Source organism: Arthrobacter sp. HS15c, from assembly GCF_040812005.1.
GTDB lineage: Bacteria > Actinomycetota > Actinomycetes > Actinomycetales > Micrococcaceae > Arthrobacter.
Map to the genome: position 1 here is coordinate 284791 of NZ_JBFOHM010000007.1, position 16314 is coordinate 301104.

At 65.4% G+C, this 16314-nt stretch carries 16 protein-coding genes; 7 read left to right on the plus strand and 9 right to left on the minus strand.

From position 1 onward, the window contains the following. Window positions 1-37: 37 nt before the first annotated feature. From ABV518_RS13845 to ABV518_RS13860, 4 genes are all read left to right on the plus strand, one after another. Entirely contained in the window at window positions 38-1030 is a 993-nt protein-coding gene (locus tag ABV518_RS13845; RefSeq protein WP_367767658.1) for a 2-keto-3-deoxygluconate permease, read from the plus strand. After that, window positions 1027-2232 carry a four-carbon acid sugar kinase family protein gene (locus tag ABV518_RS13850; RefSeq protein WP_367767660.1) on the plus strand — a complete coding sequence of 402 codons (1206 nt, stop codon included), beginning with the start codon at window positions 1027-1029 and terminating at the stop codon, window positions 2230-2232. The genes ABV518_RS13845 and ABV518_RS13850 overlap by 4 nt, the downstream gene beginning before the upstream one ends. Beyond that, entirely contained in the window at window positions 2232-3236 is a 1005-nt protein-coding gene (pdxA, locus tag ABV518_RS13855; protein WP_367767662.1) for a 4-hydroxythreonine-4-phosphate dehydrogenase PdxA, read from the plus strand. Before ABV518_RS13850 ends, pdxA begins: the two co-directional genes overlap by 1 nt. Window positions 3237-3395: 159 nt before the next feature. After that, a complete protein-coding gene (locus tag ABV518_RS13860) occupies window positions 3396-4169 on the plus strand; it encodes a DeoR/GlpR family DNA-binding transcription regulator (RefSeq protein ID WP_367767664.1) in 774 nt (257 codons plus the stop codon). Here ABV518_RS13860 and ABV518_RS13865 read toward each other — a convergent pair. From ABV518_RS13865 to ABV518_RS13900, 8 genes are all read right to left on the minus strand, one after another. Beyond that, a complete protein-coding gene (locus tag ABV518_RS13865) occupies window positions 4166-4858 on the minus strand; it encodes a hypothetical protein (protein ID WP_367767666.1) in 693 nt (230 codons plus the stop codon). The genes ABV518_RS13860 and ABV518_RS13865 overlap by 4 nt on opposite strands. Window positions 4859-4904: 46 nt before the next feature. Then, complete coding sequence (locus ABV518_RS13870; RefSeq protein ID WP_367767668.1) at window positions 4905-5192, minus strand: putative quinol monooxygenase; 288 nt, start codon at window positions 5190-5192, stop codon at window positions 4905-4907. A gap of 111 nt (window positions 5193-5303) precedes the next feature. Next, window positions 5304-6476 carry a Gfo/Idh/MocA family protein gene (locus tag ABV518_RS13875; protein WP_367767670.1) on the minus strand — a complete coding sequence of 391 codons (1173 nt, stop codon included), beginning with the start codon at window positions 6474-6476 and terminating at the stop codon, window positions 5304-5306. A 66-nt stretch (window positions 6477-6542) separates the two neighbouring features. Next, the gene (locus ABV518_RS13880; protein WP_367767672.1) at window positions 6543-7364 is read right to left on the minus strand and encodes a sugar phosphate isomerase/epimerase family protein; all 822 of its coding nucleotides are present in this window, start codon (window positions 7362-7364) and stop codon (window positions 6543-6545) included. Window positions 7365-7409: 45 nt separating this feature from the next. Beyond that, a complete protein-coding gene (locus ABV518_RS13885) occupies window positions 7410-8396 on the minus strand; it encodes an ABC transporter permease (protein ID WP_367767674.1) in 987 nt (328 codons plus the stop codon). A 3-nt stretch (window positions 8397-8399) separates the two neighbouring features. Continuing rightward, on the minus strand, window positions 8400-9908 hold the full coding sequence (locus ABV518_RS13890) for a sugar ABC transporter ATP-binding protein (RefSeq protein WP_367767675.1): 1509 nt from the start codon (window positions 9906-9908) through the stop codon (window positions 8400-8402). A 55-nt stretch (window positions 9909-9963) separates the two neighbouring features. Then, window positions 9964-11124: a substrate-binding domain-containing protein gene (locus tag ABV518_RS13895; RefSeq protein WP_367767677.1), complete on the minus strand. Its 1161-nt coding sequence runs from the start codon at window positions 11122-11124 to the stop codon at window positions 9964-9966. A 44-nt stretch (window positions 11125-11168) separates the two neighbouring features. Further along, the gene (locus ABV518_RS13900) at window positions 11169-11651 is read right to left on the minus strand and encodes a hypothetical protein (protein ID WP_367767679.1); all 483 of its coding nucleotides are present in this window, start codon (window positions 11649-11651) and stop codon (window positions 11169-11171) included. Between the two features lie 198 nt (window positions 11652-11849). On the opposite strand from ABV518_RS13900, the gene ABV518_RS13905 reads away from it, so the two are divergent. Beyond that, window positions 11850-12917, plus strand: coding sequence for a LacI family DNA-binding transcriptional regulator (locus ABV518_RS13905; RefSeq protein ID WP_367767680.1), 1068 nt, complete (start codon window positions 11850-11852; stop codon window positions 12915-12917). A 112-nt stretch (window positions 12918-13029) separates the two neighbouring features. Here ABV518_RS13905 and ABV518_RS13910 read toward each other — a convergent pair whose 3' ends face one another. Continuing rightward, entirely contained in the window at window positions 13030-13818 is a 789-nt protein-coding gene (locus tag ABV518_RS13910) for an IclR family transcriptional regulator (protein ID WP_367767681.1), read from the minus strand. A 174-nt stretch (window positions 13819-13992) separates the two neighbouring features. Here ABV518_RS13910 and ABV518_RS13915 point away from each other — a divergent pair, with 174 nt between their 5' ends. Together ABV518_RS13915 and ABV518_RS13920 are read left to right on the plus strand one after the other, a co-directional pair. Beyond that, window positions 13993-14811 carry an Asp/Glu racemase gene (locus ABV518_RS13915; RefSeq protein ID WP_367767683.1) on the plus strand — a complete coding sequence of 273 codons (819 nt, stop codon included), beginning with the start codon at window positions 13993-13995 and terminating at the stop codon, window positions 14809-14811. 12 nt (window positions 14812-14823) lie between these two features. Beyond that, the gene (locus tag ABV518_RS13920) at window positions 14824-16215 is read left to right on the plus strand and encodes an SLC13 family permease (RefSeq protein ID WP_367767684.1); all 1392 of its coding nucleotides are present in this window, start codon (window positions 14824-14826) and stop codon (window positions 16213-16215) included. Window positions 16216-16314 lie beyond the last annotated feature (99 nt).

Consider the following 16314-nt stretch of genomic DNA (forward strand, 5'->3'; position numbering starts at 1 on the left):
TCAATCCCCACTCCCCCACCAACAATGAGGTTGCTAGATGTCTGTTCCAATCAAGGCCACCATGGAAAAAATCCCGGGCGGCATGATGCTGATTCCGCTGCTGATCGGCGCTCTGCTGGCCACCTTCGCACCGGATTCCGCCAAGTTCTTCGGATCGTTCACCGGCGCGCTGTTCACCGGGGGCACCACAATCCTGGCCGTGTTCTATGTGTGCATGGGTGCAAGCATCGACATCAAGGCCACCCCCTACATCCTGAAAAAGGGCGGCGTCCTTTTCGGCGCCAAGGTGCTCTTTGCAGTCATCATCGGCGTCATCGCCGGCAGGTTCCTGGGCGAACTTCCCATCGACGGCGGCCTGCTGACGGGCCTGTCGGTCCTGGCCATCCTGGCAGCCCTCAATGACACCAACGGCGGCATGTACATGGCGCTGATGGGCCAGTACGGCAAGCCCAAGGACGTTGCTGCCTACTCCGTGATGACGCTCGAATCCGGGCCCTTCCTGACGATGGTCACCCTTGGCGTGGCCGGCCTGTCGGCGTTCCCGTGGCAGGCACTGGTTGGCGCCATCATCCCCCTGCTCCTTGGAGTTCTGCTGGGCACCCTGGACCCGGCCATGCGCAAGTTCCTTTCCTCTGCGGCCCCCGTTCTTATTCCGTTCTTCGCCCTCGCCCTTGGCTTCGGCCTGAACCTCGAAAAGGTCCTCAGTGCCGGCCTGCTCGGTGTCGGGCTTGGCCTGTTCGTACTGATCGCCGGCGGCGCGGTGCTGTTCTTCGCCGACAAGCTGAGCGGCGGCAACGGCATTGCCGGCCTGGCCGCAGCCACCACCGCGGGCAACGCTGCCACGGTCCCCATGCTGGTGGCCGCAGCCAACCCTGCGTACCTCCCCGCAGCCGGACCAGCCACCGTCCTGGTTGCCGCATCCGTAGTGGTCACCGCCATCGGCTGCCCGCTCATGGTCGCCTGGTACGCCAAGCGCCTCAAGAACAAGGAAACGGCAGCGGCAACTCCCGAGGTGTCCGCAGCGGTATGAGCACCAACGCAGCCACGCGCTGGGCAATCATCGCCGACGACCTGACGGGAGCGGCAGATGCTGCCGCAGCCTACGGACCCACGCACACCAGTTCCGTGATCTTTGACCTCGAGGGCGTCTGGCCCGACGCCGAGATCCTGTCGATCAACACGGAAAGCCGCTACCTGCCTGAGGCGGAGGCCGCCGCGGCGGTCACGGCCGCGGTCGGGCACGCCCTGGGGCAGCACCGGCGGATCTTCAAGAAGATCGATTCGCTGCTTCGGGGCAACGTCGGGGCGGAAGTCGCCGCAACACTGGCGGGAATCACCCCGGGCAGCAACAAGGGCCTTGCCATTGTTGCTCCGGCCTTTCCGGCGACGGGAAGGACCACCCACGGCGGCATCGTCCACGTAGGCGGTGTTCCGAACACTGAAGGAAACTTCGGCGGTGACGTCGCCCGGGCACTGGAAGCGGGCGGCCTCACGGTCGCGGTGGTTCCCGGACAATCCGGACGCACGCCGGAGGAACTCGCACAGCACCTGCGGGACGCGCAGGAACGCGGGAGTGCCGCCGTCGTACTTGATGCAGAGCACGACGGCGACCTCAGGATCATCGCGGCCGCTGCGGACCTGCTGGGCTTTCCGGCGCTCCTGGTCGGCTCCGGCGGTCTGGCGGGGCATATCGCGCCGCGCCGCGAGGATAGGACTGCGCGGAACGCGCAGGTGCGGCCCGTCCACCGGACCCTGACAGTGATCGGCAGCTACTCGGCCCTCGCCCGGCAGCAAACCGACGCACTCGTCGCCGCCGGGGCCGAGCACATCACCCTGGACCACGCCACCCTGGATGACGCAGCGGTCCCCCGCCGGGTTGCCGAGGCGATGTCCCGGAACGATGTGGTGCTGACGCCGGACCCGATGGGCACCATCGACAAGTCGCAGGCACTGGTGGTAGCTGAAGCCCTGGCCCGCGCCACCGCTGCAGGCATTGGGCACTGTGACGCCCTCGTCATGACCGGCGGGGAAACGGCCACGGCAGTCCTGAAGGCCCTCGGTGCCGGCAGCTTCACCGTCCTGGGTGAGATTGAACCCGGCGTCGTGATGAGCCTGCTGCCTGAACCCCTCCCCCTGCTGGTCACCAAGGCCGGCGCGTTCGGCGACGCCGGCACGCTGGCCCGGACCACACAATTTCTCACTGCCACAACGACTGAAATGAGTATCAAATAATGGGACGTCCGATAGTTGCCATCACCATGGGCGATGCGGCCGGCATTGGCCCGGAAATCATCGTCAAGGCCCTGGCCGACACGGAACTCCGGTCGAAGGCCCGCATGCTTGTTGTGGGCGATCTTCGCCGGCTGCAGCTCGCCGCGGACATCGTCGCCAGCCCGCTGGCCCTGCGCAAGGTTTCGGAACCGTCCGAGGCCCTGTTCGCGGAAGGCACCATTGACGTGCTGGACATCGACTGCATCCCGGAGGACCTCGCCTGGGGCGAGCTTTCGGCCGCAGCCGGACACGGTTCGTTCCTCTTCATCGAGAAGGCCGTTGCACTGGCCATGGACCGCCAGGTGGATGCCATCTGCACCGGCCCGCTGAACAAGGCTGCGCTGCACGCCGCGGGCCACAAGTACCCCGGACACACCGAACTCCTCGCCGAACTGACCGGCACCGAAGAAGTGTCCATGATGCTGACCGCGCCGAAGATGCGCGTCATCCACGTGACCACCCACATCGGCCTGATCGATGCGATCGCCAAGATCAACGGGGACCTGGTGTACCGGACCATCAAGCGCGGGTATGAACTGCTGCGCGCCTCGGGCATTGAGAACCCGCGGATCGCCGTGTGTGCCATCAACCCGCACGCCGGCGAGAACGGGCTGTTCGGCTATGGCGAAGAAGCCGAGAAGATCCAGCCGGGCATCGAGAAGGCCCAGGCGGACGGCATCGACGCCTTCGGTCCGCTCCCGGCCGACACCCTGTTCTTCCTGGCCGGCCGCGGCGACTTCGACCTGGTGGTGGCGCAGTACCATGACCAGGGCCACGGCCCGGTGAAGGTCCTCGGCCTGGAAAACGGAGTGAACATCACCGTGGGCCTGCCCGTCGTGCGCACGTCCGTGGATCACGGCACGGCTTTCGACATCGCGGGCAAGAACATCGCGGACCACGAGTCCCTTCTGGAGGCCCTGCGGCAGGCAGTGGACCTGGCGCCGTCACGCGAAGAAGCTCCCTAAGCTCCCGCGAGGGACGCACGGCCGGTCAGCGTAGAATTGCTGACCGGCCGTTGCCCGTGGTGGAGCGTGCCGAACCCCCGGTGGTTGAGCCTGTCGAAACCCGCTCCGGGCGGGGGCCGCAACTAACATGGAAACCATGCCCACGGGAAGGAAACCGGAATGCTGAGCGCAAACGCGCGGCGCGAGGAGATCTACCACCTTGCCGTGACCACCGGCCTCGCGTCCGTGGAGGAACTCTCCGCCCGGTTCGAGGTCACCGCGTCCACCATCCGCCGCGACCTGGCGCTGCTGAACGGGCAGGGCCGGCTGGCCCGCACCTACGGCGGCGCGATGGCGCTGGGCGCGCACCCCGAGGCGTCGCTGCGGCAGCGCACCGGCCAGGCGTTCGAACAGAAGCACGCCATCGCCCGCTGGGCTGCCTCCGTGATCCGGCCGGGTGAGAACATCCTGCTCGACGCCGGTTCCACCGTGGGTGCACTGGCCCACGAACTGCGCGGGTTCGACAAGCTGTCCGTGACCACCCCGGGCATCAACACCATGCAGGAACTGGCGGACTCGGAGGGCATCGAGGTGGACTGCCTGGGCGGACGGCTCCGCACCGTCAGCCAGAGCTTCGTGGGTCCGCTGGCCGAGGCCGCACTGGAACGGATGAGCTTTGACCGGGTTTTCCTGGGCGCCGACGCGGTCACCGCCGAGGACGGCATCTGCGAGGCCAGCCACGAGCAGACCCGGCTCAAGGAGCTCATGGCCCGGCGCGGGAATGCCGTGTATGTGCTGGCGGACTCGTCCAAGTTGGGCCTGCGGCCCTTCCACGCCTGGGCGCGGTTGGCGCTGCCGTGGACGTTGGTGACGGACGACGGCGCCGACCCTGGGCAAGTGCAGAAGTTCCGGGACGCCGGGGTACAGGTTGAGGTGGCAAAGGTTTCTGGCTAAGGCGGGCCCTGCAGCAGGCTGCTGATTTGTACCAGTGCCACCGCTTCGACGGCGGAGCGGGGGCTCGTGAGGACCGGCGCTGCGAGCCCGGTCAGCAGGGCCGCCGCGGGTTCCATGCTGGCCTGGGCAAGGACGACGACATCGGAGCGGCTTGCGAGCGTGTCCGCCGCCTGGGCGATCCTCGAGTGGTAGAGCTCCGCATCCCCCGCCAGGAAGGCGTCCCACGCCCCCTCCACAACGCTGACCTCCACGGTGATGTCGGCTTCCGCGTCCACAGCCTCCTCGGCGAGGACACGGCTGGTTGGCTCCACGGTGCTGGCGAGAGCCACGAGGACTCCGATGCGTGGACCGAGCGTGACGGCCCGGCGAAGCATCGGCCGATCAATCCGAATCACTTCCAGCCCGTCGCCGGACAGGCCCTCCGCTACTTCGCCGAGGGTGGAGCAGGTGCACAGGACCACCTGGCATCCAGCACCTCGAAGTTCCACGAGATGGGCGGCGACGACGGCCCGCACGCTCTCCTCAGTTCCGTCTTGCCGGGCAAGCTCCAGGGCATCGGGGTCCACCCGGTGGACGGTGGCGGCGGAAGGCAGGTACTCCCGGGCAAGGGCCTCAAACCCGGCCTCATGGACCTGCGCCGTGTGGAGGAAGCCGACTTTACCGGCGGCATCGATGCGTGGATCGGTCATGGTTCCCGACTTTAACAGGCCTGCCGGCCCGCCCGGCTCAGCAGGTTCAGCTGGAAGCTCCGGTAAGAGGGGTTATGGGAGTTACGGAGAACGGTGCGGCCAGCAGGGACTCCACCCCTTTCACGAACCCCTTGACATAGTCTTTTTCATTGTGGGCCTGGAGGTCCTCGCGGCGGGCCCATCCCTCAAAGAGGACAAACGTACCGGGCGTGTGGTCGTCGGAGAAGACGGTGTATTCCAGGCATCCAACGTCTTTGCGGCTCGCGAACTCGAGCTCGGCGAGGGCTTCCCGCAGCACTGCTTCGCGCCCCTCCTTTGCGATGAACACTGGCATGAGCCAGACTTCCGTTTCTTCTTGACTGACTGTTGTGTGTGGCAGTGTGACGTCCTCGAGTGGTCCTGTGCTTTCGGGAGGGGCGGCTTGGCCGCCGCCCCTCCCGTCGGGTCATGAATTGATCTGCGGAACCTCTACCCACGATTCCTTGGCGGCGGATTCGACGATTGCGTCATCGATCAGCGCCACTTGGTAGCCGTCGGCAAAACTCGGGCTGACGCTGCCGCCCTCCGCAATGGCCTTGAAGAAGTCGTAGGCCTCGATGATCTTCGTTTCGCCGTATCCAATGCCCAGGGCAGGGATGGGCCAGAGCCCTTCTCCGTAAGGGTGGGCCGGGCCGGTGTAAACGGTGCGGAAGCCGCGGCGGTCGGACTGGTCTGAAGCGAAGCAGACCTGCAGCTCGTCGCGCCGCTCGTAGTTGAAGACGATGCTTCCCTCCGTTCCGTGGATCTCGAAGGTGATGTAGTTGTTCCGGCCGTGGGCGTTGCGTGTTGCTTCCACGGAACCCACGGCGCCGTTGGCGAAACGGATCATGGTCATGACTTCGTCGTCGACGTCAACGTCGCCGCGGGGCCCTTCTTCGCCGCGAACGGTGCCCAATGCGTCGGCACCGCCGGACTGGAGCGGCCGGTCGGGGATCCAGGTGGACAGGACGGCGTTCACGGCGCTGAACTCGCCGACGAGGTAGCGGGCCATGTCGAAGACGTGCGTTGCGATGTCACCAAGGGCACCGGAACCTGCAATGGATTTCTGGAAGCGCCAGGAGAGCGGCGAGTTGGGGTCGGCGCTCCAGTCCTGCAGGTAGGTTCCGCGGAAGCTGAGGATGCGGCCAATGGCGCCTTCCTCGATGTATTTCTTTGCCAGCGCAACGGCAGGGGTCCGCCGGTAGTTGAAGGCAACCATGTGGACGATGTTTTTGTCTTTGACCGCGTCGTACATGGCCTTGGATTCTTCAGCGGTACGGGCCAGGGGCTTTTCGCAGATGATGTGCTTGCCGGCTTCCGCCGCGGCAATGGCAATCTCGGCGTGGAGGTGGTTCGGCGTGGCAATGTCCACCACGTGGATGTCCGGATCGTCGATGATGCTGCGCCAGTCCGACGTGGATTTTTCGAAGCCGAAGCGTCGGGCTGCTTCGGCAGCGAGGTCTTCGTTGGCTTCGGCAATGACCTTGCGGACCGGCATTGCCGGCGCGGGCCAGAAGAACATGGGCATGGCGGCGTAAGCCAGTGAATGGGCCTTGCCCATGAAGCCGCCTCCGATGAGGCCGACGTTGAGGTTCTGCATGTGAATCTTGTTCCTTCCGGAAGGCGGGGCAGATGCCGGCTGTGGCACTCCCCTGCGGTTGAAAAATCAGTTGGAGAGGAGCTTGTCCAGGTACTTCTTGCTCAGGGCTGCTGCCTCGCGGGGGTCACCGTCGTAGTTGTCCAGTTCCACCATGAGCCAGCTGTCATACCCGCTTTCGCGGATGGCGGCGATGATGTCCGGGAAGTCCAGCTCGCCCTGCCCCAGCGGGAGGAAGGCGAAGGGATCCTGCTGGAAGTCCTTGAGGTGGACGTGCCGGATACGGTCCGGGTATTTCCGGATGACCGCGGCCGGGTCCGCCCCGCCGGCAGCAAGGTGGGCGGTGTCCGGGCAGAATCCGATCCGCGTGAGTGGCATCAGCTTGTCCAGCTCGTCCGGGCCCTCCACGATGGTGCTCAGATGCGGGTGGTAGCTGGCTGACAGCCCGAAGCTTTCCGCGATATCGGTTACTTGGTTCAGCCCTTCGGCGAGCCGCCGGTAGTCTTCCTCGGTGGTACCGGCCGCGCGGCGCGCTCCGCCTCCCACCACAAGCCGTTCCGCTCCGAAGCCCGCAGCCAGCTCGGCGGCACGGTGGATCCGGTGCAGCTCGTCCGGAAGGATGTCCGCGTAGATGAAGTTCGCCCCGGTGTAGACGCTTGTCAGTTCGACGCCGGCGGTACCCAGGATCTCCTTGAGTTCTTCGGTGTTTTCCGCATATTCCGCGAGGTTGCCGTCGAACATTTCAACACCCTGGTAGCCCACTGATGCGATGTCCGCGACGGCGTCCCGCATGGATCCGTGGGTCAGGTAGAAAAGGTCCTTCACACTGGTTACACCTTGGGGGTGGCCTACGACGCCGCCCCAGGTGATGGAACAGTAACCGAGTTTCATTGCTTCTGCCTTTCAGCTGCTGAGGAAGATGTGGGGGTCACGGTGCTACTTCTTGCGTGCGAGCGCGACGGCCAGGATGATGATTGCGCCGCGGACCACCTGCTGCTGGCTGCTGTCGAGGCCGGCGAGGATCAGTCCGTTGTTGATGAGACCGATCAGCAGGGCGCCGAAGAGGGTGCCGATGATGGAGCCGAACCCGCCGAAGAGGCTGGTTCCACCCAGGATGACGGCTGCGATGGCGGATAGTTCATCGCCGGCTCCCCATTGGAACCGGCCGGACTGCAGGCGGCCGGCGTACAGCATGCCGGCAACGCTGGCCACCATGCCCGAGATGAGGAGCACCTGGAATTTGATCCGCCTGGTGTTGATGCCGGTGAACTCGGCCGCGTTGCGGTTGCCGCCCGTGGCGAGGACCTGCCGGCCGAACCTGGTGCGGTTCAGGACGACGGCGCCGATGGCGACGAAGATTGCGCTCCAGACCACCAGGCCGGGAACCGGGCCAAAGTCTCCGGATCCGAACAGCATGTTGAAGGTGTCGTTCAGGATCGGCTGCGGGGCCGAGGCGGTGATCCACTGCGCGACGCCGACGGCGATTCCCAGCATGCCCAGTGTCACCAGGAAGGAGGGGATCCCGAGGAGACTGACCAGCGCACCGTTGACGGAGCCCACCACGAGTCCGACGGCGAGGCCCGCGAGGATGCCGGGAACAATGCCCCACTGTGCCAGCGCCATGGCTGTGCAGACGCTGGAGAGGCCGGCCACGGAGCCCACGCTGAGGTCGATTTCCGCGCACGAGATGACGTACGTCATGCCGACGGCGATGACCGTGATGGTGGCCGTCTGCCGGAAGATGTTGAGCAGGTTCTGCGGGGACAGGAAGCCCTGGTCGCGCAGCAGGACGGCGAAGAAGATGAAGACGACGACGAAGCCGATGTAGATGACGTAGCGCCGCCAGTCCAGCTCTTTCAGCTTGGACCCAAAATTGCGGGTTACCGCGGCATCGCGGGGGGTGATGGTGTTGGCGTTGCTCACTGGTCAGACTCCCTGGACTGCAAGTTGAAGATATTCCTCGTCAGCGATCTCGCTGCGGGGGATGTCACGGATGACGGAGCCGTCCTTGAGGACGAGGACGCGGTCGCTGACCGCGAGTAGTTCGGGGTACTCGGATGAGATGACGATGACGGCTTTGCCGGCACTGGCGAGTTCGCGGATCATGTCCAGGATTTCGCTTTTGGTGCCGATGTCGACGCCGGCTGTCGGTTCATCCAGGATGAGGATGTCCGGGTCGGTGCCCAGCCATTTGGCGATGACCACCTTCTGCTGGTTGCCGCCGGAGAGCAGCCGCACGGGACGGTGGGGGTGGGCCGCCTTGACTGCGAACTTCTTGATGAGGGACGCCGAGAGCTCCTTGCCTTTGGTGGCGTCCAGCAGCGGTCCGCGCCTGATCTGGCCCAGCAGCGGCAGCAGGAGGTTGTCACGGACCGAATGGTCCAGGACAAGGCCTTGCGCCCGCCGGTCCTCGGGGATGAGGGCGATGCCGGCGTCGATGGCCTGTTGCGGTGAGGCTATGGTGCCTTTTTTCCCCCTGATGAGGATTTCACCGCTGTCAAGCCGGTCGATGCCGAACAGTGCGCGCGCGAGTTCCGTGCGCCCGCTTCCCATGAGTCCGGCCAGTCCCAGGATTTCGCCGGGCTGAAGCGTGAAGGAGATGTCCTTCACCCGCCGCCCGACGTTCAGGCCGCGGACCTCGAGCAGGGGTACTCCGTCGTGGGCCACGGTGTCCCGTTCGCGGTACGCAAGCTGGCCTTCGATTTTCTTGCCAACGATGCCTTCCACGATCTGTTCGGGCGTCACTGCGCTCAACGGTTCGGTCAGGAGCCGGCGGCCGTCGCGGAGAATGGTGATCCGGTCCGCGAGCCGGTAGACCTCGTCCATGCGGTGGGAGATGTAGATGATGGAAATGCCGCGCTGCTTGAGCCGGTCAATCAGTTCGAACAGCGCTTCGGACTCGTGCCGGGCAAGGCTGGCGGTGGGCTCATCCATGATCAGTACCTGGGCGTTCTGCGAGAGTGCCTTGGCAATCTCGGTCAGCTGCCAGTACGCGGTACCGAGCCGGGAGACCTCGGCGTGGGGGTCCACATCCACTTCCATCTCGGCGAAGATTTCCTTGGCCCGCCGGGCCGAGGCCCTGTCGTCAATGAATCCGCCCGCGCTGAGGGGCTCGGCGGCAAGGAAAATGTTCTGGGCCACGGTCAGGCTGGGCACCAGGCTGAATTCCTGGAAGACCATGCCGATGCCGGCTGCCTTGGCTTCCTGGATCGAGTTGATGACGGTGGGTTTCCCGCCGATGAGGATCTCGCCCGCGTCCGTCTGGTAAACGCCCTGGAGGATCTTCATGAGCGTGGATTTTCCGGCGCCGTTGCCGCCTGCCAAGGCGTGGACTTCGCCCTTCCGGACGTCGAAGCTGACGTCCTTCAGCACGGAGACACCGTTGAAGCCTTTGGAGATCGAACGCATTTCGACGGCATTGTCTGCGGTGTTCATTGTTGCCCTTTCGGGACCGTGCGGGGGCAGGCAGCCCCCGCACGGTCAGGTCTGGCTACTTTTTGTAGGACTCTTGGATGTCCTTGGGAGCGTCCTCGTGGTAGACCTGCTTCCAGGCCTCCAGGACGTTGGAGTGGTCCACCGGCAGTGCGCTCAGCGCCACGTAGGCCGGTGCCTGCTTGCCGATGAGGGCTCCTGCGGCCAGCCGGGCCTCAGTGACGCCCTGGTCGAAGGGAACCTGGGCGCCGAGGCCGACGATGAGCTGGTCTTTGGCCAGGGCGATGGCGACGTTCTTGCCGAGGTCCTCGGTGGCGATCTTCAAGTCCGGCCGGCCCGCGGCGCGGGCGGCAGCCATGACACCTTCTGCCGGGACGTCCCATACCGCCCAGATGCCGGAGAGGTCGGCGTACTTGCTCAGCATGGCGTTGGCGGCTGCCTGCGCGTCGCCGGCGAAGTCCGGACCCGCGATGCCCTTCTCTTCGACGATCTGGATCTCGGGGTATTCCTTAGTGATGGTTTCCTTGAAGCCCTGGTAGCGCTGCTTGGTCACAAAGAAGTCAGCCTGGTGGAATACAAGCCCGATTTTGCCCTTGCCGCCGGTGGCCTTGGCCATCTGGTGCGCGGAGACGACGCCGTTTCCGTAGTTGTCCGCGGAAACGACCGAAACGTAGTCGGTGCCGGCGGTCAGTCCCTGCGGAATGTTGTCCATGAAGACGATCTTGGTTCCGGCGGCCGCGGCCTTCTTGTAGGCCGAGGCGGTGGCCACGGGGTCGGTGGGGATGGACACAATAATGTCCGGATCCTGCGTCATGACGGTCTCGATGTCCGAGACCTGCTTGTCCGGCTTGAAGTTCGCGTCGGTGGTGGCAATCACCTGGATGCCGAGCTTTTCGAACTCGCTCTTGAGGCCGTTGGTCTGGGCAGTGGCCCAGTCGTTGCCGCCGTAGTGCATCACGATGGCGGCTTTGGCATTGAGTGCCTTGACCTTTTCAATCTCCTGCGGCGTCAGGTCTGCAACTGAGGCCGGGGACGGAGATTCACCGTTGGGACCCTTGCTCAGGACCTGTCCCTTGATCTTGTCGAGGGCCTGCTGGGCCTTCTCGGAAACGCCGGCATCAGGGGCGTTGGAGGTGCTCGCGGTTGAACTGCTGCAGGATGCGACGGAAAGGGACAGAGCTGCGGCCAAGGCCACCAGGGGAAGCCTGCGGATCATCATTGTTCTCCAGTGCTTGTATGGAATGGGTGGTGTGGTTGTTTGGGTCAGGCCAGCGCTATGGCGAGGGCAGGGGGAACCGGCGACAGGACAAGGCCGCCTGCGGCTGCGGCTGTGCGGACAGCGGCCGCCTTATCGGAAGCCTTCACGAAGGCTTCCGCGTGGACTTTGTCTATGAAAAGGCCCAGCGAACACGGTCCGCGGTGGGCTTGGACCCACCTGACCGCCTCCCCTGCTGCCTTTGCCATCCCTCCGGCGGCGTCGGCTACTGACCCCTGGATGGTCGTCAGTGACACAGGCGCGCCGGATTGGTCGAGGGAAACAACCAGGCTTGCCCACAGGGTGTTGTCATCGAACACGCCGACAACAGCCGAGGAACCGGCGGGGACAAAAGTGCGGACAGCTGCTGCGAGATCATCACGTGCTGTGCCCGTAAGCAGTACCTCAAGATGTGCCCACTGGGCTTCATCAATGTTCCGGAAGCCGGTTCCGGGATGCAGCGAAAGAGCGGCCGCGATTGTGTCGCTCATCCCGCTCACTCTCTGTCCCGGTTGCCTTCCGTGAACGCTTACGAAGCTTCCGTGAACGTTTACGGTACTTAGCGTAAACGCTAACGGAGATGGTGTCAACGATCACGTGGCAGGCTGGTGCGGGGGCAGGGACGTAAGCTTAAGCAGGCTCACAAGCTGTCCCAGGCTCAGCTGGCACAGTGCAGGACAAGGAGAGGCATGGCAGGCATGGCAGTCCGCCGGGAGGGCAATGACCGGCCTCCGGCAACGCCGTCGCGCAGGAAACCCACCATCAATGATGTGGCGCAGCTGGCCGGCGTCTCTTTTGGCACTGTCTCGCGGGTCCTGAACGACGCGCCGGATGTCAGCGCCTCGACCCGCGAACGCGTTCTCCAGATCATCAAGGACATCGGCTACCGGCGGAACCGGGCGGCCACGGCACTGGTTACCAGCCGCTCGACGTCCATCGGCATACTTTCCGACGGCTCGCCCCGGTTCGGCCCGGTGGGAACGCTGCTGGCGCTGGAAAACGTGGCACGGAAGAAGGGCTACGCCGCAACGGTCATCAGCGTTGAGAAGCCCTACGAGGAGTCCGTCCAAGCCGCCCTCGACAGCCTTGACGATACCGGCGTGGGAGGGATCATCGTCATCGCCCCGGTTGTTGACATGGCGGCAGCCGTTTGGAACGCCACATGCCGCGTACCGGTGGAGATGATCGCCGCCGGAGCCTCGTCAACCCCCAATGTCTTCACCTACTCCGAAAACCAGGAGCTCGGAGCCAGGCTTGCCACCCAGCACCTCATAGACCTGGGCCATAGGGACATCGCCCATATTGCCGGTTCCATGGACTGGTTCGATGGACGGGTCCGCAAGCGCGGCTGGGAAGCGACGCTGCGGGATGCAGGGCTGGAGCCGGGGCTTTGCGTCGAAGGTGACTGGAGCCCCAAATGGGCCTACGAAACGGGACTCCGGCTGGTACGCGAGGAAAAGGTTCCGCAGGCCATTTTTGCCGCCAGCGACCACACCGCGCTGGGGCTGATCCGCGCTTTCACCGAAAACGGCATCCGGGTTCCGGATGATGTCAGTATCGTCGGATTTGATGACGTTGAGGGGTCGGATTATTTCCTGCCTCCGCTGACGACTGTGCGGCAGGACTTCAACGCGCTGGCGCTGATGAGCACCGAGGTGCTCCTCGGTGCCATGGAGGGACGGGACGTGGACCGCACGCCCATTCCGCCCACCCTGGTGGTGCGCGACAGCGCCCGCCAGGCAAGCTCCCGCAAGTAGCAACCTGCAGGGGCTTTCCGCCGCGAAGAATCAGGAACGACGACGGCGGCACTTGCGTCCCGCCGTCGTGCCTCCCTGGCGTCCGCGCACCTCCGGCAGAGGGTGGGGCGGATTACATCGGGGCGGCCTGGCCGCCGTCATACCCCAGCGCGCGGCTGGCTTCGAGCCCCGCCCGGGCCACCACCGGCCCCAGCCGCTCGACGTCGCCGGGCCCGATCCGCTGCGTGGGGAATCCCAGGCCGATGGCGCACGCGAGCCGTCCGGCATGGTCAAAGACGGGCGCGCTGATGGAGCCCACGTCCTCGTTCCGTTCCCCGAACGCCGCGTAGAACCCCTGCTCCTTCGCCGCCGCGGCCTGCTGCCGGAGCAGCTCCAGGGAGGCCGGCGTGTCGGGGGTAAACCGGTCCAGGCCGTGCTCGTCCAGCGCGGCCCAGGCCTCGGGGTCGAACGCCAGGAAGATCTTTCCGGGGGCGCCGGCATGCAGCGGCATCACCATGCCCACCATGAACGGCCGCATCACCACGTGCCGGGTCTCGGCCACGGCAATGATGGTCCGGAACGCGCCGTCCCGGACATACAGGCATGCCGTTTCGCCGGTCTCATCGCGCAGCTGCTGCAGGACCGGCTTCACCAGCCGGACCACGTCCAGCCCGAACGTCCCGGGGGTAGCCCAGCGGACCAGCCCGATGCCGATCCGGTAACGGTCGCCGTCGCGGTCCAGGAAGCCCTCCCGCAGCATGTTCTGCACCAGGCGCTGGCAGGTGCTGGACGGCAAACCGGTCTTCCGGATGATCTGCTGCAGCGTGGGCTCCGGCTCCTGCACCGAAAAACAGTCCAGGATCTCCGCCACCTTGTGCAGGACCAGCAGGGGTGAGGCCCCAGCACCCGCTTCCGTCGCCACTGTCTTCAAATTTCCCTTCCGAACTTTTCCACGAACCTTCAGTTTAGTGAGCACTGAGCGGGCCTTTCGCATGTGACCCATTTGACATCCTCACCGGATAACCCACATCATGGGATCAGAACCCACTTTATGGGTTGTACACAAAAACCCCCATCACAACGACGTGGAGAAGCCATGAGCACCCCCGACATCACCTGCGAAACCGCTCCCGAGCCCAAGCGTCCCGGGACCAGCCGGGTGGGACTGATCGTCCCCAGCTCCAACACCACCATGGAGACCGAACTGCCCGAACTGTTCCGGCGCCAGGCAGAGGCGACCGGCCACAAGTACACCTTCCACTCGGCCCGCGCCGGCATGAAGAAGGTCACCCGGGAAGAGCTGCTGGCCATGGTGGGCAAGGCAGCCGGCTGCGCCGAGGCAGTGTCCGACGCCGATGTGGACGTCATCGCCTACGCCTGCCTGGTTGCCGTCATGGCCCAGGGCCCCGGAGCCCACGAGGGCTCGGAGAAAGTCATCGCCGACGCCGCCGCCGGCAACGGCCACCCCGCCCCCGTCACCAGCAGCGCCGGCGCCCTGGTGCGCACCCTGCAGGAAATCGGCGCGCTTAAGGTGGCCATGATCACGCCCTACATGAAGCCGCTCACCAAGATGGTGGTGGACTACATCGAGGGCTCCGGCATCACCGTTCTGGACGCCATCAGCCTCGAGGTGGCGGACAACCTTGAGGTCGGCTGCCTTGATCCGCAGAACCTGCCCGCGCTTGCCCGCAGCCTGCAGCGCGAAGGCGCGGACGCCGTCGTGCTGTCCGCCTGCGTCCAGATGCCGTCGCTGGCTGCGGTCCAGGCAGTGGAGGACGAGCTCGGGCTGCCGGTCATCACTGCGGCCACTGCCACCACGTATGAGATCCTTAAGGCTCTCGGCCACCAGCCTGCCATCACCGGGGCCGGCAGCCTGCTGTCCGGCGCCGGCGTCCTCACCCCGGCCAACTCCTAGGCGGACGGCACCATGTCCCTGTCACTTATCGCGTTCCTGGTCCTGGTGGCGGCTTTTGCCATCGGTTCCTTCACCAAGATCAACGCCGGCCTGCTGGCCACCGTTGCCGCGTTCGGTGTCGGCACCCTCCTGGCAGGCATGTCCATCAAGGACGTCATCGGCCAGTTTCCTGCCGGGCTCTTCTTCATCCTGGTGGGCGCCACCCTGCTCTTCGCCATTGTCCGGATCAACGGCACCATCGACCTGCTGGCCTACTGGGCTGAACGGCTTGCGGGCGACCGGAAGATCCTGGTGCCCATCCTGATGTTCCTGCTGACGGCCGCTCTCGCTTCGGCCGGTGCGTTCACCCCCGCCGCGATCGCCATCGTGGCGCCGGTGGGGCTGGCGCTGGGCATGCGGTTCGGCATCAGCACCCTGGCCATGGGACTGGTGATCGTCCAGGGCGCCAACGCCGGTGCTTTCTCCCCGGTCAACCCTTTCGGTGTGCTGGCCAACAAGATGCTGGACGGCGCCGGTGCCGCGGACGGTTCCTTCAAGCTCTACGCCTACTGCTTCGTTTTCAATGCCATCCTGGCCGCAATCGCCTACGTCCTGGTGCAGGCCATCATGAAGCGCCGGGCAGCCAAGGAGGAGGCGCGTCTCCAGGGCGGTGAGACCGGCGGCGCAAAGCACGACGGCGGCGCTGCCGCTCCCGCTGTCAGCAGCGCTTCGGCCCCATCCGGTTCGGGAACGGCTGTGCTCACCGCGCCCGCGCAGACTTCCGTGGCTGCCGGAAGCGCCACCAGGACCGGCCCCGAGAAGGTGGCCGCAACCCCCATGCGCATCCTCACCTTGGTAGGCATCGCCGCCCTGCTGGTGCTCACCACCGTCCTGGGCATTGACGTCGGCGTCGCTTCGCTGGTCATTGCCACGGTGCTGATCGTCCTGGACTCGGACGTGCAGAAGCCGGCAGTGGAAAGCATGCCGTGGTCAGCCATCATCCTGGTGACCGGCATCGTCACCTACGTGGGCATGCTCGAAGAGATGGGTGCTCTGAAGGAGCTGCAGGAAGGCATCGCCGGCCTGGGCAACAGCTCCCTTGCCGCCCTGATCACCAGCTATGTGGTGGCGATCGTCTCGGCCTTCGCCTCCACCACCGGCACCCTCGGCGTCATCAGCCCGGTGGTGGCACCCATCGCCATGGATCCGTTGCTGACGCCCATCGGGGTAGTGACGGCCATCGCCATCAGTTCCTCGGTGGTTGACGTGAGCCCGATGTCCACCAGCGGCGCGTTGCTGATGGCGAGCGCGCAGCCCAAGGACGAGCGGATGTTCTTCCGGGCGCTGTTGCTCTGGGCCATCGCGATGATCGGCGTGGTGCCGCTCCTCGTGTGGTTCGTGTTCGTCCAGTTGGGCCTCGGCTGATCACCGGACATCGGACGGGATAGGGGTGTCCTGCGTGGCAGGGCATCCCTTTCCTTCTTTACGCGGCCTGGCTTCCCTTGGCTCTGCCTGGCTTCCGCC